This window comes from Pseudomonas shiyinii (assembly GCF_056725765.1).
On the sequence record NZ_CM161522.1, the window covers coordinates 1,011,764 to 1,037,295 of the forward strand.

Annotated in this window: 22 protein-coding genes; 10 read left to right on the top strand and 12 right to left on the bottom strand. The window is 64.3% G+C overall.

All coding sequences use genetic code 11. The annotated features are described in order from the left end of the window. Nucleotides 1-74 precede the first annotated feature (74 nt). On the bottom strand, nt 75-1,139 hold the full coding sequence (locus ACXHGZ_RS04810; RefSeq protein ID WP_480462672.1) for an ABC transporter substrate-binding protein: 1,065 nt from the start codon (nt 1,137-1,139) through the stop codon (nt 75-77). Between the two features lie 326 nt (nt 1,140-1,465). On the opposite strand from ACXHGZ_RS04810, the gene ACXHGZ_RS04815 reads away from it, so the two are divergent. Then, nucleotides 1,466-2,179, top strand: a complete 714-nt coding sequence (locus ACXHGZ_RS04815; protein WP_084854871.1) for a UTRA domain-containing protein — start codon at nt 1,466-1,468, stop codon at nt 2,177-2,179. 229 nt (nt 2,180-2,408) lie between these two features. Here the strand turns inward: ACXHGZ_RS04815 and ACXHGZ_RS04820 are convergent, their stop codons facing one another. From ACXHGZ_RS04820 to minC, 7 genes are all read right to left on the bottom strand, one after another. Further along, on the bottom strand, nt 2,409-4,565 hold the full coding sequence (locus ACXHGZ_RS04820) for a mechanosensitive ion channel family protein (RefSeq protein ID WP_480462674.1): 2,157 nt from the start codon (nt 4,563-4,565) through the stop codon (nt 2,409-2,411). Between the two features lie 47 nt (nt 4,566-4,612). Then, nucleotides 4,613-4,777 (bottom strand): hypothetical protein, encoded by a 165-nt coding sequence (locus tag ACXHGZ_RS04825; RefSeq protein WP_172402951.1) that lies wholly within the window; start codon nt 4,775-4,777, stop codon nt 4,613-4,615. A 175-nt stretch (nt 4,778-4,952) separates the two neighbouring features. Next, nucleotides 4,953-6,242 carry a M18 family aminopeptidase gene (locus ACXHGZ_RS04830; RefSeq protein ID WP_480462677.1) on the bottom strand — a complete coding sequence of 430 codons (1,290 nt, stop codon included), beginning with the start codon at nt 6,240-6,242 and terminating at the stop codon, nt 4,953-4,955. 260 nt (nt 6,243-6,502) lie between these two features. After that, complete coding sequence (locus tag ACXHGZ_RS04835) at nt 6,503-7,138, bottom strand: RluA family pseudouridine synthase (RefSeq protein WP_480462678.1); 636 nt, start codon at nt 7,136-7,138, stop codon at nt 6,503-6,505. Between the two features lie 117 nt (nt 7,139-7,255). Continuing rightward, complete coding sequence (minE, locus tag ACXHGZ_RS04840; protein ID WP_043206650.1) at nt 7,256-7,510, bottom strand: cell division topological specificity factor MinE; 255 nt, start codon at nt 7,508-7,510, stop codon at nt 7,256-7,258. A 3-nt stretch (nt 7,511-7,513) separates the two neighbouring features. Continuing rightward, nucleotides 7,514-8,326 (bottom strand): septum site-determining protein MinD, encoded by an 813-nt coding sequence (minD, locus tag ACXHGZ_RS04845; RefSeq protein WP_084854875.1) that lies wholly within the window; start codon nt 8,324-8,326, stop codon nt 7,514-7,516. Nucleotides 8,327-8,422: 96 nt separating this feature from the next. Further along, nucleotides 8,423-9,184 carry a septum site-determining protein MinC gene (gene minC, locus ACXHGZ_RS04850; RefSeq protein WP_480462679.1) on the bottom strand — a complete coding sequence of 254 codons (762 nt, stop codon included), beginning with the start codon at nt 9,182-9,184 and terminating at the stop codon, nt 8,423-8,425. A 110-nt stretch (nt 9,185-9,294) separates the two neighbouring features. On the opposite strand from minC, the gene ACXHGZ_RS04855 reads away from it, so the two are divergent. Further along, on the top strand, nt 9,295-10,230 hold the full coding sequence (locus ACXHGZ_RS04855; RefSeq protein WP_480462680.1) for a lipid A biosynthesis lauroyl acyltransferase: 936 nt from the start codon (nt 9,295-9,297) through the stop codon (nt 10,228-10,230). A gap of 130 nt (nt 10,231-10,360) precedes the next feature. After that, nucleotides 10,361-11,509 (top strand): patatin-like phospholipase family protein, encoded by a 1,149-nt coding sequence (locus ACXHGZ_RS04860; RefSeq protein ID WP_480462681.1) that lies wholly within the window; start codon nt 10,361-10,363, stop codon nt 11,507-11,509. Nucleotides 11,510-11,665: 156 nt separating this feature from the next. On the opposite strand, the gene ACXHGZ_RS04865 is transcribed toward ACXHGZ_RS04860, so the two are convergent. After that, nucleotides 11,666-12,478, bottom strand: coding sequence for an MlaA family lipoprotein (locus tag ACXHGZ_RS04865; protein ID WP_143515163.1), 813 nt, complete (start codon nt 12,476-12,478; stop codon nt 11,666-11,668). Next, nucleotides 12,471-13,769: an alpha/beta fold hydrolase family protein gene (locus ACXHGZ_RS04870; RefSeq protein WP_480462683.1), complete on the bottom strand. Its 1,299-nt coding sequence runs from the start codon at nt 13,767-13,769 to the stop codon at nt 12,471-12,473. Before ACXHGZ_RS04870 ends, ACXHGZ_RS04865 begins: the two co-directional genes overlap by 8 nt. Nucleotides 13,770-13,991: 222 nt before the next feature. On the opposite strand from ACXHGZ_RS04870, the gene ACXHGZ_RS04875 reads away from it, so the two are divergent. Further along, the gene (locus tag ACXHGZ_RS04875) at nt 13,992-14,354 is read left to right on the top strand and encodes a hypothetical protein (protein ID WP_480462684.1); all 363 of its coding nucleotides are present in this window, start codon (nt 13,992-13,994) and stop codon (nt 14,352-14,354) included. A gap of 49 nt (nt 14,355-14,403) precedes the next feature. On the opposite strand, the gene ACXHGZ_RS04880 is transcribed toward ACXHGZ_RS04875, so the two are convergent. Further along, a complete protein-coding gene (locus ACXHGZ_RS04880; protein ID WP_480463990.1) occupies nt 14,404-15,960 on the bottom strand; it encodes a glycoside hydrolase family 17 protein in 1,557 nt (518 codons plus the stop codon). Between the two features lie 205 nt (nt 15,961-16,165). On the opposite strand from ACXHGZ_RS04880, the gene ACXHGZ_RS04885 reads away from it, so the two are divergent. Beyond that, on the top strand, nt 16,166-17,014 hold the full coding sequence (locus tag ACXHGZ_RS04885; RefSeq protein ID WP_224458275.1) for a glycine betaine ABC transporter substrate-binding protein: 849 nt from the start codon (nt 16,166-16,168) through the stop codon (nt 17,012-17,014). Nucleotides 17,015-17,219: 205 nt separating this feature from the next. Here the strand turns inward: ACXHGZ_RS04885 and ACXHGZ_RS04890 are convergent, their stop codons facing one another. Continuing rightward, the gene (locus tag ACXHGZ_RS04890) at nt 17,220-17,672 is read right to left on the bottom strand and encodes an REP-associated tyrosine transposase (protein ID WP_480462685.1); all 453 of its coding nucleotides are present in this window, start codon (nt 17,670-17,672) and stop codon (nt 17,220-17,222) included. Nucleotides 17,673-17,947: 275 nt separating this feature from the next. Here ACXHGZ_RS04890 and ACXHGZ_RS04895 point away from each other — a divergent pair, with 275 nt between their 5' ends. The 5 genes from ACXHGZ_RS04895 (at nt 17,948) to ACXHGZ_RS04915 (ending at nt 25,448) form a co-directional block, all read left to right on the top strand. After that, nucleotides 17,948-18,259: a DUF485 domain-containing protein gene (locus ACXHGZ_RS04895; protein ID WP_084854883.1), complete on the top strand. Its 312-nt coding sequence runs from the start codon at nt 17,948-17,950 to the stop codon at nt 18,257-18,259. Further along, the gene (locus ACXHGZ_RS04900; protein ID WP_480462686.1) at nt 18,256-19,923 is read left to right on the top strand and encodes a cation acetate symporter; all 1,668 of its coding nucleotides are present in this window, start codon (nt 18,256-18,258) and stop codon (nt 19,921-19,923) included. Before ACXHGZ_RS04895 ends, ACXHGZ_RS04900 begins: the two co-directional genes overlap by 4 nt. 291 nt (nt 19,924-20,214) lie before the next feature. Beyond that, a complete protein-coding gene (locus ACXHGZ_RS04905) occupies nt 20,215-21,387 on the top strand; it encodes a hypothetical protein (protein ID WP_480462688.1) in 1,173 nt (390 codons plus the stop codon). A 226-nt stretch (nt 21,388-21,613) separates the two neighbouring features. Further along, nucleotides 21,614-22,237 carry a response regulator gene (locus tag ACXHGZ_RS04910; protein WP_480462689.1) on the top strand — a complete coding sequence of 208 codons (624 nt, stop codon included), beginning with the start codon at nt 21,614-21,616 and terminating at the stop codon, nt 22,235-22,237. Nucleotides 22,238-22,247: 10 nt separating this feature from the next. Then, on the top strand, nt 22,248-25,448 hold the full coding sequence (locus ACXHGZ_RS04915) for a transporter substrate-binding domain-containing protein (RefSeq protein WP_480462691.1): 3,201 nt from the start codon (nt 22,248-22,250) through the stop codon (nt 25,446-25,448). The last annotated feature ends 84 nt before the right edge of the window (nt 25,449-25,532 follow it).

Here is a 25,532-nt window from a genome sequence, read left to right on the forward strand (position 1 = left end):
TCAGGTCAGACAACCGCGTCTGCACGACTGACGCTATCGCGGGGCAAGCCCGCTCCCACAGGGGGTGAGTCGCCTCATTCCATCTCGATGATCACTTGCTCCTGCCACATCTGCGGCAGTTTCTTGGAGGTCGCTTCCCAGGCCTCGGCATTCTTGATCGGCTGCGCCGCACTGTATTGCTCGTTGGGCAGCAGCTTGGCCTGCACCTCGGCCGGCAGCTTCAGGTGCTCGGCGCGAATCGGTCGGGCATGGCCGATGGCCAGGTTGGTCTGCCCGGCGTCGCTGAAGATGTATTCACGGGTGAGCTTGGCGGCGTTGGGATGCTTGGCGTACTTGTTGATGATGGTGGTGTAGCCGGAGATCACCGAACCGTCGGAGGGGATCAGCACCTCGAAGCGCTTGGGATCGATCTGTTCGCGGTAGCTCAGGCCGTTGAAGTCCCACACCACGCCGACCTCCACCTCGCCCTTCTCGAGGGTCTGGATGGTCGGGTTGGCCAGCGACAGGCGCTTCTGCTGGGCCAGCTTGGTGAACAGCTGCAGGCCTGGCTCGATGTTGCTTTCGTCACCCTTGTAGGCGATGGCGGCGGCCAGCACGCCGTTGGCGGCCTGGGCGGCGGTGCCGACGTCACCGATGGCGACCTTGTACGTGCCTTTTTCCAGGTCGTGCCAGGTTTTCGGGCGTTCGTTTTCCTTGACCAGGTCCTTGTTGATGATGAAGGCGATGGTGCCGGTATAGGCCAGGGCCCAGTGGCCGTCCTGGTCCTTGGCCCAGGCGGGTACCTGGTCCCAGGTGCTTGGCTTGTAGGGCTGGGTCACGCCCTTGGTCACGGCGATGGGGCCGAAGGCAGCGCCCACATCGCCGATATCGGCGCTGGCGTTGGTTTTCTCGGCGTCGAACTTGGCGATTTCCTGGGCAGAGCTCATGTCGGTGTCGCTGTGCTTGAGGCCGTACTTGCTGGCCAGGTCCGCCCAGGTACCTTTCCAGTTGGCCCAGGCATCGGGCATGCCCACGCTGTTGATCACACCTTCCTTGCGGGCGGCCTCTTCCAGGGCCTTGAGGTCGGTACCGGCGGCCATGGCCGAAGTGCACAGGGCGATGGTCGAGCCGAGCAGTGACGCCATGAAGAACGTTTTCATCCGAAGCTCCTTTGGTAGGGCCTTGCAATGTTGTGATGTGAGGAAACCCATGCTTGCGAACGTGTGGTCTAGGTCAGCAAACCTCGAGCCAAGGTAGGCCGGTTGCGTGACAGTTTGATGTAAGGCCTGGGCGTGAAAATGCGCTCCGGGGCCCTGGCACTACAGCGTAGACCAGATCCCAGGCCTTGAATCCCGGGGCCTGGGCCTGTCCTGCCAGGAGCGGGACGAGGGCTTTGTCACAGGATGTTCACGGGCTGTGCCTAGGCTTGCGCTAATCTCCAATGGCCCTGTTCTGGGGCTGGACTAGTCCAGATAGGTAACCTTCGATGCAATCGACGCCACCGCGCGCGGTAACAGCCATCTGCCATGCGCTGCAGGAGCAGATCGAACACGGCCTGCTGGCGCCGGGGGGCAAGCTGCCAGCCGAGCGCAAGTTGAGCGAGGTGTTCGATACCACGCGCATCACCTTGCGCGAGGCGCTGGTGCAGCTGGAGGCACAGGGGTTGATCTACCGGGAGGAACGCCGGGGCTGGTTCGTGGCGCCCGAGCGGCTGACCTACGACCTGGTCGAGCGCAGCCATTTTCATGCCATGGTGCGGGCCCAGGGGCGGGAGCCGGGCACCGAGCTGTTGTCGGCGCGGTTGCAGCCGGCGCCGGCTGCGATCTGTGCGCGGCTGGGGTTGCCGGCGCTGTCGAGCGTGGTGCGTATATGCCGCTTGCGGCGCATCGATGGGCGGGCGGTGCTGTATGCCGAGCACTACCTCAACCCGCGGTATTTCCCCGGCATCCTGGACCAGGACCTGGGACAGTCGCTGACCGAGATCTATGCCCGTGAGTTCGGCATCCGCTACGGGCGGGTGTGCTTCGAGATCCTGCCCACGGCCTTGCCAGGGGCGGCTGCGGCGGCGCTGAAGGTTTCAGCGGGCAGTGCGGGGTTGCACGTCACGCGGGTCAACAGCGACCAGCATGGGCATGTGATCGACTGCGACCTGGAGTATTGGCGGCATGATGCGATTCGCATCCGGGCAGAGGTGGGGTAGGGGCTGCTGAACAGTTTCTCATGAACAACCCATAACCAGATGATTCGCGGGTTCCTGTAGGAGATCGCCCAACCCTCTCGGGCTGCGCTGACACGCTGAGAACAAGTGGCTAGCGCCGCCCTCTGTGGGAGCGGGCTTGCCCCGCGATCAAGGGCGAAGCCCTTGCCAGGCGACCGTGATACCGGGGCCGGCCTAATCGCGGGACAAGCCCGCTCCCACAAGATGCGCTTCAGCTGGCAGCCCCGCCAGCCTCGCTCATGCCACCCCCGCCGGCTGTCACCACTTGCACCGACAGCCGCGGCGTCGCCAGGTCCAGCCCCGCCTCATCCAGCTGCCGCTTCAAGGCCAGGTTGAACGCCCGCGACACCTCCCACTGCTTGATCGGCGCCGTCTTGAACCGCGCCCGCAGGATCGCCGACCCCGACTCGAAACTCTCCACCCCCTGCAGCTCCAGCGGCGACCAGATATTGCGCCGCATCAGCGGGTCGTTGCGCAGCTTCTGCCCCACCTCGCGGATCAACGTGATGGCCTGGTCGATGTTCATGCTGTGCGGGATCGCCACGCGAAAGATCGCGTAGCCGAACTCGCGCGAGTAGTTCTTGATGCTCTTGATCTCGCTGAACGGAATGGTATGCACGATGCCGTCGATATCCCGCAGGCGCACGGTACGGATGGTCAGGCCTTCCACCGTGCCCAGGTGGCCACCGACATCCACGTAGTCGTCGATGGCCAGGGAGTCCTCGATGATGATGAACAGCCCCGTGATCAGGTCCGCCACCAGTGACTGGGCACCGAAGCCGATGGCAAGGCCGATGACACCGGCACCGGCCAGCAACGGGGTGACGTTCATGCCCATGTTGGCCAGGGCGACGATCACCGCGATGATGAAGATCGCCACGAACATCACGTTGCGGATCAACGGCATCATCGTCTGCGCGCGGGCATTGGCCAGGCCTCGGCGCGAGCGCACCAGGGCATGGTGCACGGCGGTGTCGGCCAGGATCCAGACCAGCCAGGCAGCGATCAAGGTCCCGGCCAGGCCCAGCACGCGCACGCTGACCTCGTGCCCGCTGCCCTCGGCGAAATTGATCATCGACAGCCCCCAGACCCGCAGGCCCAGTTCGATGAATACCAGCCAGATGAACAGGTGCACCAGCGCATAGGCAAAGTTGCGCAGGCGCTCGGCGTAGACCTCCTGGCGCCGGTTGGCCCGCCTGGGGTTGGCGGCGTGGCGGCGCACCAGGCCGTTGAGCACCATGCACACCACCACCAGCACCGTGCACATCAGCGACTGGCGCAGGGCTGTGCTGGTGTCGCCGGCGGACACGAAGGTGGCGAACAACGAGATCGCCACCAGGATCAACGCCGGCACGAACCAGAAGCTGCCGAGGATCTCGATGGTGTCGCTCAGGGTGCGGCGGGTCAGGCGGCGCGACAGGGGCTGGTTGCGGATCAGGTGGGCGATGGGGCGGCGGAAGCGCAGGATGAACAGGCCCGTGCATATTGCCGCCACCACATTGGCCAGGGTCGCCAGGGCGTGGGCCAGGTGGCTGCCCAGGGCGGTGGTCATGCGCGGGTCGCTCATCGCCTCGCCGAACGCGGCGAAGCTGCCGATCAACCACAGCGGGCGGAACGCCTGGCGCCGCAGGATGTGCAAGGCCTGGTGGCGATGGGGGCCGTCGAGCAGGGAGAAGGCGATCACGCAGATCGCCGAGAACAGCGTGCCCACCACCAGCGCATAGGCCAGCACCATGGCCAGCGACTTGCCCAGCGAGGAGGGCAGGGCGAAGCTCAGGTAAACGGTGAACACCAAGGCGACCAGCCATGGCCCCAACTTGCGCAAGGCGAAGCGCACCAGGTCCCAGGTCCGCGGGTGCTGCGGCAGCTCTTCGCTCAGGCCGAAGCGCAGGCGCACGCGGTGGCCGATCCAGTTGAAGGCGTAGGCCAGCAGGCTCCAGACCGCGATGATCGCGGCAAAGCCGAACAGGATCGCCGGCCATTGATGCACCGGCACCACCAAGGCCGCCAGTTCGTCCTGGGCCTGGTCGATCTCCATCGACCAGCGCCGGAACGGGCTGGCCTCACCGCTGAACTGCTTCTCCAGGTCATGCAGGGCACCGCCGATCAGGCCCAGTACGCCTTGTTCGGCGCTGGGCTGCGACTGTTTGGTGGCATCGCGCAGTTTCTTCAGGTCGTTGAGCAACTGGGTGCGCTGCTGGTCGTTCTCCAGGTTCTTGATCACCTCGTCCAGCGACTGGCCCAAGGGTTGCGTCGCTTCCGGTTGCGCAGGCTTGCCCGCACCGAGCAGGCCGGGCAGGCCGGCGGCCTGGACGGGAGCGATGAAGAAAAACAGCAGCAGGGCAAGGCAACGCAGGAGGGCAGGCACCGAAAATCTACCTCAGGGCAAACGATTGCCGCAGTGTAGAGGATTTTTCAGGCCAGTTTCGCGAGGATCTTCCAGCACATGATGCCGAAGATGCCGAGCGTGCCGATCCACATCATCAGCACGCCGACATTGCGTTCGCGCAGGCTGAAGCCGATGGTCAACAGCAGCAGGCCGATGAACACCGGCAGGAACAGGGAAAGGAACGGCGACATGAACAGGCATCCTTCTACATGATGGCAATGTAGTAAGCATAGCGGGTTGAGCAGCCGTGGGCATTGATCCGGGTTAGGTGTTGTCTCCATCGCCGGCAAGCCGGCTCCCACCGGTCCTGCGTGTTCTCAGAGATACCTGTGGGAGCCGGCTTGCCGGCGATGGGGCGATGTGGTTTCAGGGCAATTCGCGACTGCGATAGAACGCCGTCAACACCTTCACCAGGTGCGACAAGTCGTGGCTGCCGCACAGTTCGCGAATCGAGTGCATGGCGAAGGTCGGCAGGCCGATGTCGACGGTGCGCACGCCCAGGTGGCTGGCAGTGATCGGGCCGATGGTCGAGCCGCAGCCCATGTCGCTGCGTACCACGAAGCTTTGCACCGGCACTTCCTCGGCCATGCACAGGTGGCGGAAGAACCCGGCGGTCTCGCTGTTGGTGGCATAGCGCTGGTTGTTGTTGACCTTGATCACGGGCCCGGCGTTGAGCTTGGGCCCATGATTGCCGTCATGCTTGTCGGCGTAGTTGGGGTGCACGCCGTGGGCGTTGTCGGCCGACACCAGCAACGAGCGCTGGAGGGTGCGCACGTAATCGTCGCCGTCGGGCAGCAGGCGTTGCAGGGTCTGTTCGAGCATCGGGCCATCGGCGCCGCAGGCCGAGCAGGAACCGACTTCCTCGTGGTCGTTGCACACCAGCACGCAGGTCTCGTCGCTGTCGGCGGCCAGCAGCGCCTGCAGGCCGGCGTAGCACGACAGCAGGTTGTCCAGGCGGGCACCGGCGATGAAGTCGCCGTTCAGGCCGACCAGTGCGGCGTCCTGGGTGTCATAGAAGCTCAGCTCATAGTCCAGCACCACGTCGGCGTTGAGGTCGTGCTCGCGGGCCAGCTGCTCGGTGAGCAGGGCGCGGAAGTCGACGCGCTCGTCACCGGCAACCTGGGCCAGGATCGGCGGCAGTTCGGTCTGCGGGTTGATCGCCCAGCCTTCGTTGGCGGTGCGGTTGAGGTGGATGGCCAGGTTGGGGATCACCGCGATCGGCAGCTTGAAGTCCACCAGCTGGCTCTCGACCTTGCCGTCGCGGCGGAAGGTGACCCGGCCGGCCAGGGACAGGTCGCGGTCGAACCAGGGCGCGAGCAGGGCGCCGCCATAGACTTCGACGCCCAACTGCAGGAAGCCATGGCGCTGCAGTTCGGGCTGTGGCTTGACCCGCAGGCAAGGGCTGTCGGTATGGGCGCCGACCATGCGGATGCCGCCGATCAGGGGCGATTGCCTGCCCAGCTTGATGGCGATGATCGAGGAGTCGTTGCGGGTGACGTAGTAGCGGCCACCGGGCACCGTGGCCCAGCTGTCGCGTTCGTCCAGGCGCTGGTAGCCGGCGGCCTCCAGGCGCTGGGCAAGGCTCGCGGTGGCATGGAAGGGCGTCGGGGAAGCCTTGAGGAAATCGATCAGGCCAGCATTCAGGGAATCGCGCATAACTCACTCCAGACAGCAGTGGCGCGAGTTTAGCGCAGTTGGACGGCAAATTGTGCCAGCCCAATCGCCGGCAAGCCGGCTCCCACAGAGGCCACGCTATCCCGGTGGGAGCAGACTCCCAGAGAGGCCGCGCTATCCCGGTGGGAGCAGGCTCCCAGAGAGACCGCGCTATCCCGGTGGGAGCAGGCTCCCACAGAGGCCGCGCTATCCCGGTGGGAGCCGGCTTGCCGGCGATTGGGTTGGCACAGGGGGCGCGCGCCTCAGAACGGCGCCTGGCACTCGAACTTCAGGCGCTCCCCGGACACCGGGTGGGTAAAGCTCAGCATCGAGGCATGCAGGCACAGCCGCTCATGGGCCGCCAGCGCCTCGGGGTTGGCGTACAGCCGGTCGCCCAGCAGCGGGTGGCCGATCGACAACATGTGCACGCGCAACTGGTGCGAGCGCCCGGTGATCGGGGTCAGCTCCACCCGGCAATGGTCGGCGCAACGCTCGAGCACGCGCCAGAAGGTCAGGGCATGCTTGCCGTGCTCATGGTCCACCACATGGCGGGGCTTGGTCGGCGGGTCGTAGCGCAAGGGCAGGTCGATGCTGCCGCTATCCAAGGCCGGCTGGCCCCAGCACAGGGCGGTGTAGGCCTTCTCGGTCTCGCGATCATGGAATTGGCGCGACAGCTCGCGGTGGCTGTCGGCATCGCGGGCCAGCAGGATGATGCCGGAGGTCTCCCAGTCCAGGCGATGGACGATCAGGGCATCGGGGTAGCCGTTTTCCTGCAGGCGGGTGATCAGGCAGTCCTTGTTGTCCTCGGCGCGGCCCGGCACCGACAGCAGCAGGGTGGGCTTGTTGACCACCAGGACGGCGGCGTCCTCGAAGAGGATCTGGATGTTCGACAACGGCATTATGGTGTGTTCTCAAAAAACACTGTGGGAGCGGGCTCGTCCCGCGATTGCGTCAGCCGGGGCTTGCACAATCGCGGGACAAGCCCGCTCCCACAGAGGTGGTCCGAGAGGACCGGATCAGCGATCAGGCAGGGTGATATTCAGCTCCAGGATCGAGCAGCTACCCTGGTTCTCGAGTTCGATATGCACGTCGTCGCTGCCGATGTTCACATACTTGCGGATCACTTCCAGCAGCTCTTTCTGCAGGGCAGGCAGGTAATCCGGTTCGCTGCGCTGGCCGCGTTCGTGCGCCACGATGATCTGTAGACGCTCTTTCGCTACCGACGCGCTGCTTTGTTTCTGTCTGCCACGAAAGAAGTCAAAAAGGTTCATGGTTTACTTGCCTCCAAACAGGCGCGCGAAGAATCCTTGCTTCTGCACATCGATGAACCGCAGTGGCTTCTCTTTGCCCAGCAGGCGGTCGACGGTGTCGCTGTACGCCTGGCCGGCATCGCTCTGGTCGTCGAGGATGACCGGGATGCCCTGGTTGGAGGCCTTGAGCACGGCCTGGGATTCAGGAATCACACCCTTGAGCTTGATCGCCAGGATCTCTTCGACGTCGGCGATGCTGAGCATTTCGCCTTTCTCGACGCGCTCGGGGTGATAGCGGGTGATCAGCAGGTGTTCCTTGATCGGCTCCTCGCCGTTCTCGGAGCGGCGCGACTTGCTCGACAGGATGCCCAGCATGCGGTCGGAGTCACGGACCGAGGACACTTCCGGGTTGGTCACGACGATGGCCTCGTCGGCGAAGTACATCGCCAGGTGGGCGCCTTTCTCGATACCGGCCGGGGAGTCGCAGATGACGAAGTCGAAGGTTTCCTTGAGCTCCATCAGCACCTTCTCGACGCCTTCCTGGGTCAGGGCGTCCTTGTCGCGGGTCTGGCTGGCGGCCAGCACGAACAGGTTCTCCAGGCGTTTGTCCTTGATCAGGGCCTGCTGCAGGTTGGCCTCGCCGTTGACCACGTTGACGAAGTCGTACACCACGCGGCGCTCGCAGCCCATGATCAGGTCGAGGTTACGCAGGCCGACGTCGAAGTCGACGATGACAGTCTTGTAGCCGCGCAGAGCGAGGCCGGTACCGATGGCGGCGCTGGTGGTGGTCTTGCCCACACCCCCCTTGCCGGAAGTAACCACGAGAATCTTGGCCAAGGTGTTTCACCCCTAAATAAATGGGACAGCGGTCCCTGCAAATACGAAAAACGGCAACAAGAAAAAAGTTGCGCTAAAAATGCCGGCAAGTATCCGTTAAAGACGGGTGATGTTCAACACATCGCCAGACAGGCTGATCTGCACGCCAGCCCCCCACAGCGGGTCGCGACGCAGGTCCTCGCAGACCTTGTACTGGCCGGCGATGGATACCATCTCCGCGGTCATCTGCTGGCAGAAGATGCGCGCCCGGGTATTGCCCTTGATGCCCGCCAGTGCGCGGCCACGCATGGCGCCGTACACATGGATGTTGCCATCGGCGAGAAGTTCCGCACCCGGGCTGACCGAGGCGGTCACCACCAGGTCGCCGCCCTGGGCGTAGATCTGCTGGCCGCCGCGCACCGGCGCGGTGATGATGCGGGTAGGGCGCACTTCGGGTTCGGCCGGCGCCGGTGGCGGAGCAGGGGCGGGCTCGGGCTTCTTCACCTCGGGCTCCGGTTCCAGCGGCCGCTCGCGGGCACCGGAGGGCGGCAGCACCGGCAGGTCGATGGCGATCGCCGCGGCGATGTCCTCGATGCGGCTGGCGCGCACGGCCAGGGTGCGAAGGCCATGGTGGCGACAAACGCGCATCAGCCCGGGCAGGTCGATGGCGCCGCCATCGGCCGACAGCTTGTCCAGTGCCAGCACCAACGGCGTGTTGCTGAAGAAATTGGGGGCCTGGGCCACTTTCGCCGCCAGTTGCAGGTCGAGGGCTTCGAGGTCGTTGCGCGCCAGTTCCAGCACGGTGATGGCAAGCATGCTGCCTTTGAGCTGGAATACGGGGGCGGTGTCGGAGGTCTGGTTGAGGCTCATGGTCTGCATAGACGGCTTGTTGCGAAAAAAGTGCCCTGACTTATAACGATAAGACCCGTTGGCCGCAACCGCGGGCGAACCGATGTAGAATGCCCACCTTTGTCTTTCCGGAAGCTTCAATGGAACGCCCGCGTTTTCGTCTTTATTTCCTTCACCCTCGGTTCTGGGGCCTGTGGCTGGGCCTGGGCCTGCTGTGGCTGGTGGCGCAGCTGCCGTACCGTGCGTTGCTGTGCCTGGGCCGTGCCCTGGGCGCGTTGATGTACCGGGTCGCCGGTGAACGTCGGCGCATCGCCGCGCGCAACCTGGAGCTGTGTTTCCCCGAGCTTTCCGGCGACGAACGGCAGCGCCTGCTCAAGGAAAACTTCGCCTCCACTGGCATCGCCTTCTTCGAAATGGCCATGAGCTGGTGGTGGCCCAAGCCACGCCTGGCGCGCCTGGCCCACATCGAGGGCCTGGAGCACCTGCAGGCCGCCCAGCGCGAAGGCCAGGGTGCGATCCTCATGGCCGTGCACTTCACCACCCTGGAGATCGGCGCTGCACTGCTGGGCCAGGCCCATACCATTGACGGCATGTACCGTGAGCATGGCAACCCATTGTTCGACTACATCCAGCGCCGTGGTCGCGAGCGTCACAACCTCGACTCGCTGGCCGTGGAGCGTGACGACGTGCGCGGCATGCTCAAGCTGCTGCGCGGCGGTCGGGCGATCTGGTACGCCCCGGACCAGGACTACGGGGCCAAGCAGAGCCTGTTCGTGCCGCTGTTCGGCATCCCGGCGGCGACCGTCACCGCCACCACCAAGTTCGCCCGCCTGGGCAAGGCCCGGGTGATCCCCTTCACCCAGGAGCGCCTGGAGGATGGCAGCGGCTATCGCCTGGTGGTCCATCCACCGCTCGAGGGCTTCCCGGGCGAGACCGAAGAGGCCGACTGCCTGCGCATCAACCAATGGGTGGAGAGCGTGTTGCGCGAATGCCCCGAGCAATACCTGTGGGCGCACCGCCGCTTCAAATCGCGCCCGCCAGGAGAGCCACGGTTGTATGACAAGAAAAAGCGCTGACAGGTGATTCGTCTGCCTTGCCCCCATCGCCGGCAAGCCGGCTTCCACAGAAGCCTGGGTAAAACCCGTGGGAGCCGGCTTGCCGGCGATAGGGCCAGGGCAGGCAACGCATCCCTTCCAGGAGAACTTCATGGCTCCACCCCGCACCACCGGCCTGATCCTCTCCGGCGGCGGCGCCCGGGCCGCCTACCAGGTAGGTGTACTGGCGGGCATCGCCGAGTTGTTGCCGCCGGGTGCGGCCAACCCGTTCCCGGTGATCGTCGGCACCTCCGCTGGCGCCATCAATGCCGTCACCCTGGCCAGCGGCGCCACGCATTTCACCGAGGCGGTGCAGCGCCTGACCACCTTCTGGCAGCATTTTCGCAGCCACCTGGTATTGCGCAGCGACTGGCCGGGGGTGATCCGCCAGGCCAGCCGTTTCGTCAGCCATAGCCTGCTGGGCGTTGGCGGCCAGGTGCCGGTGGCGCTGCTGGACAGCAGCCCACTGCGCACCCTCCTGCAGTCGCACCTGGACCTGGACGGCATCGCCCACTCCCTGGCAGCCGAGCAGTTGCGTGCGGTGGCCATCACTGCCTTCGGCTATGAGTCGGGCCAGGCGGTAACGTTCTACCAAGGGCGCGGTGCCATCGAGCCCTGGCTGCGCCATCGGCGCATTGGCGTGCCCACTTCGTTGACCATCGACCATCTGCTGGCCAGCTCGGCGATCCCGCTGCTGTTCGCCCCGGTCAAGCTCGATGAGGAGTACTTCGGTGACGGTGCGGTGCGCCAATCGGCACCGATCAGCCCGGCGCTGCACCTGGGCGCCAGCCGGGTGCTGGTGGTCGGCGTCAGCGGCAACCCCCAGCGGCCGTCGGCACCCCTGCCGGCCCAGCGCGTCTTCAGCGGCCAGCAGCCGAGCCTTGCACAGATCGGCGCGCACATGCTCAACAGCACCTTCATCGATAGTCTGGAAGACGACATCGAGCTGCTCCAGCGGCTCAACCACCTGAGCCACCTGATCCCTGCGCACCTGGATGCCCGGCGCCTGGGGCTGGCGCCGATCGAGGTACTGGTGGTGGCGCCCAGCCAACCGCTGGACGAAATCGCCGCCCGCCACCGGCGCGAACTGCCGGCGGCGCTGCGCATGTTCCTGCGCGGCCCGGGCGCCACCCGCACCAGCGGGGCAGGGGTGCTCAGCTACCTGCTGTTCGAAGCCAGCTATTGCAGCGAGCTGATCGAGCTGGGACGCAAGGACGCCTTGGCCAAGCGACGGGAGCTGTGCCAGTTCCTGGGATTATGAGCGTGTTTTCGCGGGCCCAATCGCCGGCAAGCCGGCTCCCACAGGGATCGCGCACATAGCAAGACAGATGCTCCCACCTGCCCGGCACGGTTTTCACAGGCACCGCCGAGCCTGTGGGAGCCGGCTTGCCGGCGATTGGGTCGTAGGGCGGCCCCGTCACTCGGCAATCTGCAGCTTGCGCGCCTGGGTATACACGTACCGCACCTTCTCGTACTCGAACGGCGAATTGAGCTGCCCATAACGGAAGTTGGTGCTGTAGCGCTTGTCCACCGCGCGCAGCACGGTGATCTCCGGGTGGTCGCTGCTGGCCTCGGCCACGTTGAGGAAGTTCGCCTCGCGTTCGCCCACGTAGTCCACGGCCAGCCCAGCGGTATCGCGCAGGTTCGAAGGCCCGAGGATCGGCAACATGATGTACGGCCCATCGGGCACGCCGTAGAAGCCCAGGGTCTGGCCGAAGTCCTCGCTCTGGCGTGGCAGGCCCATCTTGGTCGCCGGGTCCCACAAACCGCCCACGCCGATGATGGTGTTGAACATCAGGCGGGCGGTGATCTCTGCCGAACGCTTGGCCTTGAGCTGCAGGATACTGTTGAACAAGTTGGGCACGTCGCCCAGGTTGTTGAAGAAGTTGGTCACCCCGGTGCGCACGAAGCGCGGGGTGACGTAGCGGTAGCCGTCGACCACCGGCAGCATCACCCATTGGTCGAAGCGGTAGTTGAAGTGGTAGATGCGCCGGTTCATCGACTCCAGCGGGTCGTACACGTTCAGGGCGGTGAGCGTCGAGCGCTCGAACTCGCGCTGGTCCAGCCCGGGGTTGAATTTCAGCTCGCGCAGCGGGTCGAGGAAACCGTCGGCTTCGGCCGTAGGCGCGGGCTTGTCGGCTTCGACCACGCTGGTGCGCGGCGCGGTTTCGGCCGCCAGGGCATTGCCGGCGGCGAGCAGGGCGGTGACGAGCAGCAGTTTGTTAACCACGGAAGAACTCCAGCATCGCGTCGCTGTTGACGCGGTAGTTGAGGTTGCCGCAATGGCCGCCATGGGGATACAGGGTCAGGCGATCGCCGAACACCTTGCGCAGGAAGCCGATGTCGCCAGGGCCGAGGATCACATCGTCGGCGTTGTGCATCACGGCGACCTTCGGGCTTTCGCGCAGGTAGTCGGCCAGGGCGTACAGGCTGACCTGGTCGATCAACTGCAGCACGCTGCCGCCGTCGGTGCGGGCGCGCCACATGGGGATCACCTGCTCGGTGATGTAGCACTCGAAGTCGCATTGCAGGGCGCGCTTGAAGAACGGCGTGAGGCTGCTGCCTTCGGTGATCGGGTACTTGGGTGGGGTGATCAGGCCACGGTTGTTGACCAGGTCCGAGGTGAAGGCGATGTCGGCCGCCGAAAAGCGGAACGAGGTGCCGATGAGCATGGCCATCTGTTCGTTGGACAGGTGCTGGCGCGACTTCTGGAAGTCATACAGCAACGCCTCGTTGAGGTCGATGTAGCCCTTCTGCTGGAAGTACAGGGTCAGTTTTTCCAGCATCAGTTCGTAGAATGTGGTGCTGTGGTCGATGCCCTTCACGCGGGTCTGCACCAGTTTGTCCAGATTACTGACCGAGGTGTAGAGGTTGACCGGCGGGTTGAGCAATAGCACACGCTTGAAGTTGAAGCTGCGCCGGGTTTCGTCCAGGTGGCTGACGAAGGCCGCATCGAGGGCGCCGAGGCTGTAGCCGGTGAGGTGGAACTCGCTGACCGGCAAGCGCGGGTGCTGGGCGCGCACGGCCTGCATCACCCGGTACAGGTCCTCGGCATCGTCCTGGGTGATGCCGGGGGTGGCGAAGCGCGAGGCGGCGCTCATGAAGTCCCAGCTGGTGGGCGAGGACAACTGCACCACATGGAAGCCCGCCTGGTAGAACAGCTTCTTCAGGTATTCGTTGATGGTGCTGGAGTAAGGGGCTCCGGTGCCGGCGATGATGAAGATCAGCGGAGCCTCGTGGTCCTGGTAGGCCAGGCGGTACTTGAGCTTCTTCACCGGCCAGAAGTTATCGGGCAGGGTGAAGGCCCGCTCCGGGCGCAGGTTGAGGCTGTAGTCTGACTGGCTGATGTCCTCGTCGCTGGGCAGGGTAGGGCGCTGCTCCGGCGGCGTGGTGGCGATGGTTGCCTCGAACGGGTTGGTCAGCGGGTAGCCATAGCTCGCGGCGTCAATATCCTGCGCCGAAGCGGCCGCAGCCAGGAGCAGGCCACCGAACAGGGTAGCGAGGCGCAAGGGTCGAAGCATGGGATCCCCCAAAAAGTACATAAGGCAAAGCGCTATCTAGGACCATGGTTGGCCCGGCAAAGTTGCCTGGCACCCCACTGTTTGTTGCACAAGATAGTGCCGCGACTGTCTACGGCGCGGCAATGGAGTTCATTCGAACATAGCTGCAACTCACGGATTTTGCCTTGCGTGGCGCTGCAGGCCGATTATGCTGGCGGCACGTTTCGACCTTTGGAGGCTGTCATGTCCCGTGCGTTGCCCATCGTTGTCATGCTGCTGTTCCTGGCATTGTGGCTGGCGGCCAGTTATGGCGTGCGCTATGGGCTGATGGAGGATGGCCGTTGGGTCGGGCTGTGCAGCGTGCCGGGAGAACATTGGCAATGCCAGGCCCGTTCGCTGTTGGGCCTGGGGATCCATTACCAGGTGCTGGGGTGGGCCGCGTTGGGCGCCTCGCTCTTGGCACAGGTGATACCGGGACGCGGCGGTTGGTGGCTGGCGCTGCTGGGGCTGGTCTTCGGCCTGCCGGCGCTGGTGCTGTATACCGCGAGCCTTGCGGTGTTCGCGGTGGTGCTGTCGGGGTTGCGGTTGGTCAGACAGCCGGCCTGATACGGGGGCTGCCTGTGAGATCGAGCGCCGCGCGGGCGGCGCTCGATCCTCACGCCTTGCGCAAGCTTCGCCACAACGCCACGACCATCATCCCGCTCACGACCGCCCAGCACCACGCCTGCTGGCTCGTCAGCCCTTCGATGAACAACTGCGGCGCGATCCCCGCCCCGACGATGAACGCCAGCAAGGCCACTTCCGCCCGCGGTGCCGCCACCGGCCGCAGCAGGTAGACCAACGCCGGCAGCACCAGCGCCGGTGTAGGGAAGCTGCGATAACGTGCATCGAACACCATCGCCAGCATGCTCACGGCTGCCGCGAAACCTGCGGCCAGCAGCCACCACCCCGCCCGTTGCTCGAGCCAGGCGAACAAGCGTTGACGCCAGCCATCACGCGCCGCTAAGGCCAGCGCCCCATGGGCCAACACCACCAGGTTCAACCCGGCCAACCCTGCTGCCCACACCCATTCGGCGGCAAAGCGCGCATGGGTGCGCATCAGCTCGCCCCACAACCCGAGGCTGGCTGCGCCTACAGCGGCCAACAGCGGCAACGCCAGCGCTGCGCGACGGTTCGCGGGCTGGCCGGCCAGCAACAAGGTGAACACCATCAAGCTGGCGCCTGCCAGCCACCATTGGCGCCAGTAGGGCAGGTTGCTCACTGGGCCTTCAAGTACGCCCTTGTCCTGCCGGTCGGCATCGTACAGCCCCCAGTAGCCGCCCACGGCACCTTCGCTTGCGCGTTTCCATGGCTGGTCGAAGGCTTCGATCAGGTTGTAGCGCCAGCCATTGGCCTCGGCCAAGGCCACGAAACCACGGATGAACCGTGCCTCGTTGGCCCGGCTCGGCACGGCAGTCTCGCGCTGGCGGCCTTCGCTGGGCCAGCCGGTTTCGCCGATGAGAATGTCCTTGGGGGCGAAGCGCTCGCCGAACACCCGGCGCACGTCGGCCACGTGGGCGAGGGCATCATCGATGCCGCGCGGGTCGTCCTCCCAGTAGGGCAGCAGGTGAATGGTCAGGAAGTCCACCGCCGGGGCCACCTGGGGATGCTGCAGCCAGAACTCCCAGACATCGGCATAGGTCACCGGGACCTTCACCTGGCTTTTCACCCGGGCGATCAGGGCGGCCAGGCGTTCGCCGGTCACTTCCTTGCGCAGCAACGCCTCGTTGCCGACGATCACCGCAGTGACCACGTCGGGGTTGGCATTGGCCGAGGCGATCAAGGCATCGACCTCCTTGTCGGTGTCCACCGGGTTGGCGTTGACCCAGGCGCCGAGCATCACCTTCAGCCCGTGCTTGCGGGCCAGGGCAGGGATGGCCTCAAGGCCTGTCATCGAATAGGTGCGGATGCACTGGAATCGCTCGGCGAGCAGGGCCAGGTCGGCATCCATGCGCGCCGGGCGCAGGCGAAACGGTTGGTCGAACGGCGACTGGTCCTTGTCGAACGGGGTGTAGGAGGCGCACTGCAGCTTGTGTGTCGAGCTGGCCGCGTCGGGTAGGTGAACCGGCTTGCCGAGCCCGTACCAGAGCGCGCCGAGCCCGGCCAGGGCCAGCAGGCAGGCGAGCAGGTACACAGGCAGCAGGCGGGTGGCACGGGGCATCGGGCGGTCCATCATCGGCGGCAAAAGGCTAGATGATAGCTGCAAACGCTCTAGATCAGGCATCTACCATGCAAGGATCACGCAGGGTAGGGAAAAGCTGGCGCACTGATGGCGAAGTGCTGTCGCTGATCGTTCGATAAAGGTCGCGCACAGAGCAGGTCGGCTATTGTGTGAAGTTGATGATGCAACTTCCGAGACCTGACGAGGGGATGCTTTGATGAAAATGCGACGTTTCCTGGGAGTGGGTGCAGCCCTGGTATTGGCCATGAGCGCTGCGCAGGCAATGGCCAAAGAAGTAAGCATTGGTTACGTGGATGGTTGGTCCGACAGTGTGGCAACCACCTTCGTGGCCGCCGAAGTGATCAAGCAGAAACTCGGTTATGACGTGGACCTCAAGCCCGTCGCCACCGGCATCATGTGGCAGGGTGTGGCCACCGGCAAGCTCGACGCCATGTTGTCGGCCTGGCTGCCGGTCACCCACGGGGAGTACTGGGGCAAGAACAAGGACAAGGTGGTCGACTACGGCCCCAACTTCAAGGATGCGAAAATCGGCCTGATCGTGCCTGAGTATGTCAAGGCCGCGAGCATTGCCGACCTCAAGACCGACGAAAGCTTCAAGCACAAGATCGTCGGCATCGACGCCGGCTCCGGTGTGATGCTCAAGACCGACCAGGCCATCAAGGACTACGCCCTGGACGGCTACAAGCTGCAGGCGAGCTCTGGCGCGGCGATGACCGCGGAGCTGGGTCGTGCCTATGCCAAGCAGCAGTCCATTGCCGTGACCGGCTGGGTGCCGCACTGGATGTTCGCCAAGTGGAAACTCAAGTTCCTCGAGGATCCGAAAGGCGTCTATGGCGCCGCCGAGACCGTCAACAGCATCGGCAGCAAGGAGCTGGCGAGCAAGGCACCGGAAGTGGCCGAGTTCCTGAAGAACTTCCACTGGAACTCCAAGGATGAGATCGGCGAAGTCATGCTGGCCATCCAGGAAGGCGCCAAACCCGAAGCCGCCGCCAAGGACTGGGTCGCCAAGCACCCTGACCGCGTGAAGGAATGGACCGGCAAATAATTGCCCTGTAGCCCAATCGCGGGGCAAGCCCGCTCCCACAGGTCCAGCGATTGCACTGGCCCCTGTGGGGCTGGCCCGCGATTGGGCTTCCACAGTCACCCTGCCATCTAGCCGCTGCAGCCCTTCGGGCTGCGCTGTCGCGCAGAGAACAAGTGGCTGGCACCACCCTCTTCTGTGGGAGCGGGCTTGTCCCGCGACTGGGCCTTCACAGCCACACTGCATCCCAATGGGAATACTCTCCAAGCCGCTTGACCAAGCCTGCCCTCAGAGGATTGGCAACGATGTAGCGTGCCACGTTGCGAACATCGTCCTCCCTGCGCAACGCCCTGTCCTGATACCCGGATTGCCAGATCCGTTCACGATATCCCGCCTTGTACAAACCACGACTGCTTCGCGACTTGAACCGGCGCATCAGGGTGCTCAAGGTCCCTGTACGCAGTTCGATGAGCCAGTGGATATGATCGGGCATGATCACCCAGGCGAGAGATCGGCAGGCTTTCTCTTCTTGAGCCTGGCGCAATTGGCGTACCGCCAGACGCGCGTAGTGAAAATTCAGGAACAGTGGTTTTCGTTGCAGAGTAACGGTGGTCAGCAGGTAGAGCCTACCCGGCTCGGAGTAGCGGCCGCGACGTAGCAACCTGGAGTGGGGACGGTCCATGTCGGTTTCCTTCGGGCGATGGTTATCCACTCAAAAGGTAGTTGCCAGGGGGACAGTGACCGATCTGAATTTATTGCTGGATGTGCTGGCCCAATCGCGGGGCAAGCCCGCTCCCACAGGTCCAGCGATTGCACTCGCGATTGGGCTATTTGGGTTGTTACCGATCCTGTAAAACACTTTCTCATCTAAGACTAAGGTCGTCTGGTTGGCAGCCTTCGGCAGCATAAAGTAAGGGCGGGTTCTCCCTTATTTGTGCTGCTGCTAGGACAACAACAATGAACGACAGCATCTACCAATCGATACAGAACAGCCCCCGCTTCAAGGAGCTCGTCACCAAGCGCGAGCGCTTCGCCTGGATTCTCTCGGCGATCATGCTCGGCCTCTACTGCGGCTTCATCCTTCTCATCGCCTATGGCCCTCAGGTACTGGGCGCCAAGCTCAGCCCCGAGTCGTCGATCACCTGGGGCATCCCCCTGGGCGTCGGCCTGATCGTCGCGGCGTTCGTCCTCACCGCCATCTACGTACGCCGTGCCAACGGCGAGTTCGATGAGTTGAACAAGGCCATCCTGAAGGAGGCGCAGCAATGATCCGCCACTCAGCCAAAGCCCTGGCCGTCCTGGCCTGCGGCGCTTTCGCACCCGCCGTGTGGGCCGCCGATGCCCTGACCGGCGAGGTGCACAAGCAACCGCTCAACGTCTCGGCGATCGTCATGTTCGTGGCCTTCGTCTGCTTCACACTGGGCATCACCTACTGGGCCTCCAAGCGCAACAAGTCGGCCTCCGACTACTACGCTGCCGGTGGCCGCATCACCGGCTTCCAGAACGGCCTGGCGATTGCCGGTGACTACATGTCGGCAGCGTCCTTCCTGGGAATTTCCGCCCTGGTGTTCACCTCCGGCTATGATGGCCTGATCTACTCGATCGGCTTCCTCGTCGGCTGGCCGATCATTCTCTTCCTGATCGCCGAACGCCTGCGCAACCTGGGCAAGTACACCTTCGCCGACGTCGCCTCGTACCGTCTCGGGCAGAAAGAGATCCGCACCTTGTCGGCCTCAGGCTCCCTGGTGGTGGTGGCATTCTACCTGATCGCCCAGATGGTCGGTGCCGGCAAGCTGATCCAGCTGCTGTTCGGCCTGGACTACCACGTCGCGGTGATCCTGGTGGGTATCCTGATGTGCCTGTACGTCCTGTTCGGCGGCATGCTGGCCACCACCTGGGTTCAGATCATCAAGGCCGTGCTGCTGCTCTCCGGCGCCAGCTTCATGGCGCTGATGGTGATGAAGCACGTGGGCTTCGACTTCAACACCCTGTTCTCCGAAGCGATCAAGGTGCACGCCAAGGGCGAGGCGATCATGAGTCCGGGCGGCCTGGTCAAGGATCCGATCTCGGCATTCTCCCTGGGCCTGGCATTGATGTTCGGTACCGCTGGCTTGCCGCATATCCTGATGCGCTTCTTCACCGTCAGCGACGCCAAGGAAGCGCGCAAGAGCGTGCTCTACGCCACTGGCTTCATCGGCTACTTCTACATCCTGACCTTCATCATCGGCTTTGGCGCGATCCTGCTGGTCAGCACCAACCCCGACTTCAAGGACGCCGCTGGCGCCCTGATCGGCGGCAACAACATGGCGGCGGTGCACTTGGCCAATGCCGTGGGCGGCAGCGTGTTCCTGGGCTTCATCTCGGCAGTGGCCTTTGCCACCATCCTGGCGGTGGTCGCCGGCCTGACCCTGGCCGGCGCCTCGGCGGTGTCCCATGACCTGTACGCCAGCGTGATCTGCAAGGGCAAGGCCAACGAGAAGGACGAGATCCGCGTCTCGAAGATCACCACCATCGCCCTGGGCGTGCTGGCGATCGGCCTGGGCATCCTGTTCGAGAAGCAGAACATCGCCTTCATGGTCGGCCTGGCGTTCTCCATCGCGGCCAGCTGCAACTTCCCGGTACTGCTGCTTTCGATGTACTGGAAGAAGCTGACCACCCGCGGCGCCATGATCGGCGGCTGGTTGGGCCTGGTCAGCGCGGTGGGCTTGATGATCCTCGGCCCGACCATCTGGGTGCAGATCCTTGGCCACGAGAAAGCCATCTACCCGTACGAATATCCGGCGCTGTTCTCCATGCTCATCGCCTTCGTCGGTATCTGGTTCTTCTCGGTCACCGACAAGTCCAAGGCCGCCGAAGACGAGCGTGCACTGTTCTTCCCGCAGTTCGTGCGTTCGCAGACCGGCCTGGGGGCCAGTGGGGCGGTGTCGCACTGACCGTTGTTTGTTGAAAGAAAACGCCCCGCTCGCCGGGGCGTTTTCTTTTGGCCTAGGACGTTTCGTAGCAAGGTAGGAGGTTTCGCCGATTCATTGGGAGCCGTCTCATTCACGCTTGGGCTTGGGCTCATCACGCTTTCCCTTTCGGGAACGTATAGGGCGATAGGAAATTTCATCAAGGCGCCAGGAAGCATCCTATTCGAGTAGCTCGGCGTTTTCCTCATGCTGTTGGTTTTGCTGTGTCGGGCAGTGCCCGGGGCAGGCGAACGGTCGTGAGGAGTCATGAGAAACATGAAGCGACGTGTGGGCGCCCAGGTCGCCAAGTGGTTGCGTGGCGGTTTGCTGGCCTGGCTGGCGATATTCGGTGCGGGCCTGGCCGAGGCCGCGCAGGTGCAGATCAACGTGGTCTACCGTGATGGGAAGCTGCTGTTCGATTCGCCGCCGGCGCCTTATTGCAGCCTCTGGCCGGAATTGTGCAGCAACGGCCAGACCGTGGCATTGCCGATCAACTACTACAAGACAGTCAACTACAACGGGGGGCAAAGGGATCAGCTGTACTACCAACTGCCCCCCAAGCAAACGGGAACACTGTCAAGCATGACGGGTGATTCCTACCCGTTCGATTTCCAGTTCCTGACCTTGGGCGCATCGGTAGAAACATCTCGCATTGAAGATAACCCGGCTCATTTGCCTTTTTATGGTCGTTGCTCGGTTCTTCGCAGGGGGCCGAACAATGTGGCGTGGGCGAAGTTCGTCCTGGAGATCGATAGCAACAGTGGGGGCCCTTGTTACGCCAGCCTTCCGCCGCGACCATACGCATACAGGGCCACTGCACGGGACATCGGCGCGTCCTATCACCTGGGCTTGCCGCCCCTGCAGCAGCTCAAGCCCGGGCGATACAGCGGCAAGGTTTCCTATCGCGTCGGCGATGGCGGGGACATCGACCTGGGGAAATGGGTGACCATCGCTGACAGCCAGCTGGATGTCTGGGTCGAACTGACCGTCAGCCGCGATATCCAGGTGGACTTTCCGCCAGGCACCGACCGCGCGATCCTGGAACCACCTGGTGGCTGGAACAACTACCCCGGCGGCAAGCCCCCTAGGCTGCTCGCACGCGATATCCCGTTTCGTATTTCCATCGACGGTCCTGTTGGCGTGTACCTGAGTTGCCAGTACACGCTCACCGCCGACAGCTGCGGCTTGCGCAACCAGAATGACCATGAGGTGCCGGTCACCGTGCAGATGACCTTGAACGGGGCGACCGCCGAGCGTCGCAGGGCGGTCAGGGTCCCGTTGCCCACTGTCGAGAGCGACAAGCGTCTGTTCGTTCCCAGTCAGCCTTTGCGCAACCAGCCCGGCACGCTGCACTTCAAGGTTGACGGCGAGGACGTATCGCGCATGCTCGAACATCCCGGCAGCACCTACAAAGGGTTCGTCAACGTGATTTTCGACGCAGCCATATAGCGTTTCGATGCTCGTACGATTCGGCAATACGCCGCTGCGACATGCACCTATTGGCTGTTCGAGTGCTGGAAGTTGTCTGACGTAATCATCGGAAATTTCTTACTTAGTTTAGGAGGTGTCCGACTATTCATGCGCATCAATCGGCGAACAATAGTTCCTTGGTAGTCAATTGGCCACTATCAGATTCCTACAAGGCCAAATGCTGATTTGTAAAGGATGACACTCCATGAAAGTTTTGATCGTGGACGACCACCCCTTCATTCGTTCCAGCGTGAGCACTCAGCTGCGCCAGGACCGTCTGGAGGTGGTCGGCCAGGCGGACAACGGCGTCGATGCCGTGCGCCTGGTTCGCGAGTGCTCGCCGGACCTTGTGGTGCTGGACCTTGTCCTGCCGGACATGGACGGGCTGCAGGTACTGGTGCGTATCCGTGAAATGCCGCGGCCGCCCAAGGTGCTGGTGCTCACCTCCCAGCTGGCCGAATACTTTTCCCTGCGCTGCATGCGCGCAGGTGCATCGGGGTTCCTGTCCAAGAGCGACAACCTGCAGGAGCTGAGCAAGGCAGTGCGGGCCCTGCGGTCGGGCTACAGCTATTTCCCGGACGTGTCGTTCAGCTCCGTCAACCACGGCGACAGGGTCGCCAGCGAGGCCCAGCTCATCGCATCGCTGAGCGATCGCGAAATGATCATCCTCCAATACCTGGCCCGTGGCATGAGCAACAAGGCCATCGGTGACTTGATGCTGCTCAGCAACAAGACCATCAGCACCTACAAGACGCGCCTGCTGGAAAAACTCAGGGTGGGCTCGGTGATCGAGCTGGCCGACCTCGCACGCCGTAACTGCCTGATCTAGAACCCCTCCCGTGCCCTTACGTCTCTTATTGGCGGCCTTGCTCTATAGCATCGCCGCAGCGTTCGCCCATGGCGGACCACTGCTCACCCCGGCCACGCTCCCGGCGGGGGCCAGCCCCGAACTGGACAACCGGCAACTGCGTTGGCTGTGGGAGCACCGGACCTTGCGCCTGGGGGTGGTCAATCGAGAAAACCCACCCCTGGATATCCTCGGCACCGGCTTGTCATTCGAAGGCATCACCGCCGATTATGCTGGCCTTCTGGCTGCGCAGCTGCGTTTGCAGGTGCAGGTCGAGGTGTTCCGCAGCTTCGAGGATGCCGCCACTGCCTTGCGCGCTGGCCGTATCGACCTGCTCGGCTCGGTGACCGCGCAACGCGCTTTGGAAGCCGGCCTACACCTGTCCCGGCCCTACGCCAGCGACCAGCCGACATTGCTTGGCCCGACGCCGAACGGCCATGCCGTGGCCAGCGCCGACATGCCGTTCCGCCTGGCGATGCTGGAGGGCTATCGGCCCATGGCGCAAGTCCGCGCCCGCTACCCCAAGGCGCAGATCCAGACCTACCCGTCGCCGGCCAGCGCCCTGGCCGCGCTGGCGCTCGACCAGGCCGACCTTTACCTGGGCAGTGCCTTGGGGGTGCGCTACGTGCTCGGGCGCAACCAGTCCGGGAGCATCGAGGAAATCGGCCGGGCAGGGCTGCCTGAACAGGGCGTCGGGTTTGCCATGGCCGATGATGGCAGCCCCTTGGCGCAACTGGTCGACCTGGCCCTGGAAGGCCTCACGGTGCCCCAGCACCTGGGCGTGCGCAAGCGCTGGCGCCCCATCGTGATCGACACCCACCAACCCGAGCCGCTGCAACTGAGCGAGGCCGAGGAGCGTTGGCTGCACGACAACCCCCGTGTCACGGTGCTGGCGGACGAGCAGCTGCTGCCCTTGAGCTACCGGGATGCCAATGGCAAGTGGCGCGGCATGAGCCTGGATATCCTGCAACTGATCGGTCGCCGCACGGGCTTGCATTTCGATGTGCAACCCGGTGGCACCATCGAACAGATGACCAACCGCCTGCGCCAGGGCCAGGCACAGTTGATCGCCGGTTTGCCGGACAGCCCAGGGCGCAGGCGCGAGCTGGCCTTCAGCCGTGCCTACCTGAGTGCATCGCGGGTGCTGGTCACCCGTGACGAACCCAGCGCCCCGGTCGAGTTGGCGCAGCTCGAACGCCGGCGACTGGCCCTGGTCAAGGGCAGTGCCGTCCAGGATGAGCTGGGGCGACGCTACCCGTTGATTCGCCAAGTGCCAACGGCCACGCCGCTGGAGGCCCTGCATGCGCTGGCCCGCGGCCAGGTCGAAGGTGCAGTGCTGACCTTCGATGATGCGCGCCCCTTGATCACCCGCTGGTACCCCGGGCGCCTGAAGATAAGCGCCAGCCTGGCCCTGCCGCCAGTTCACTTCGCCCTGGCCAGCGTACGCGGCGCCACCGAGCTGCAGGGGATCATCAACAAGGCCATGCTCAGCCTGGCGCCACAGGAAATCGACTCGCTGGTGCGCCGATGGCGCAATCCGATGATCGTCGCCGATGGCATGTGGCCGCGCTATCGCGCCAAGGTCATGGTCGGTTTCGCCGTGGCGATGGCCCTGCTGTTCATGGCCATGCTCTGGATCCGCTACCTGCGACGTCTACAGCTGCAACTGCGCAGGGCCAAGCAGGAGGCCGAGCAGGCCAACCAGGCCAAGACCCATTTCCTCACCACCATGAGCCACGAGATCCGTACCCCGCTGCACGCCGTGCAGGGCATGCTCGAGCTGGCCCAGCGCAAGGCCGCCCATGGCGTGCTCGACCGCCTGGCCATCGAAGTGGCCAGCGATGCCGCGCGCGGCCTGCTCGAGCTGATCGGTGACATACTCGATATCGCGCGCATCGAGGCCGGGCACCTGCAATTGATGCTCGAGCGCGTACGCCTGTATGACCAGGTGGCGCGGGTGGTGCAGTTGTTCGAGCAGCAGGCCAAGGGCAAAGGGCTGGAGCTGCACCTGGAGACCCACGGGCAGGTGGACGCCCATGTGATGCTCGACCCGCTGCGTTTCAAGCAGGTGCTGGCGAACCTGCTGAGCAACGCCATCAAGTTCACCCTGCAGGGGCAGGTACGGGTCGTGCTGCAAGCCAAGGCGCAGGCGCAACGGTTGCAGGTGGAGCTGCATGTTCAGGACACCGGTATCGGCATCGACGCCTCGGAGATCGAGGCGCTCGGGCAGTTGTTCCACCAGGCCAGCAACCAGCGCCAGTCCGCGCGCAGCAGCACCGGCCTGGGCCTGGGGATCAGCCGTAGCCTGTGCCAGATGATGGGCGGGGGGCTGCGTCTGCACAGTGTGCTGGGGCAGGGGACGCGGGTAGAAGTGAACCTCGACCTGGCGTTGTTGCCCGAAGGCGAGGCGAGTGAACCTGTCGATGCCCCCTGTGTCACGGGCACCGAGATGCGCCTGCGGATCCTGGTGGTGGATGACTACCCGGCCAACCGGCTGCTGTTGGCCCAGCAGCTTGACTTCCTCGGGCACCAGGCGCGGGTGGCCGAAGATGGTGCGCAGGCGCTGCGCTTGTGGCTGAAGGAGCATTTCGACGTCGTGATCAGCGATTGCAACATGCCGCGGCTCAACGGCTACGCCCTGGCTCGGGCGATCCGCGAGCACGAGCGGCGCAGCGGCCGGCCGCGGTGTCGGTTGATCGGCCTGACGGCCAGCGCCATGACGCGCGAGCGACGACGTTGCCGTGCCGTCGGCATGGATGATTGCCTGTTCAAGCCCCTCGGGCTGGACAGCCTGCACCGTACCCTGGCCAGCTGCATGCAGGCGGCAAGCGAGGAGCAACCGATGCTCGATCTTGCCCACTTGAATCATCTGGTAGGCAAGGACCAGGCCGCACTGAAGGCCTTGCTGCGCGACCTGCGCAGCAGCAACCGGGAGGACCTGCAACGCCTGGAGTCGCTGGGCGACGATGCGCTGGCCTTGGCTGAGCTGGCGCATCGGGTCAAGGGCGGGGCGCGCATCGCCCGGGCCGATCGTCTGTATGACCTGTGCGAACAGCTCGAGCGCAGCTGTGCGGCCAAGCCTGTGGTCATCAGTACGTTGCGTCGGGATGTGCAGGCGCTGCGGCGGGTGATGATGCGCCTGGAGCGGCAACTGGCTGAGGAGGCAGCCCGCAGCGCACCCGGCCAGGGTTGAACGATCGGGGGTGGGAAATTTCCACAAAACGCTCGGAGCGGTCCTGTATTTTGTGGCTGCGGCCCTTGCCGATAATTCTCTCCG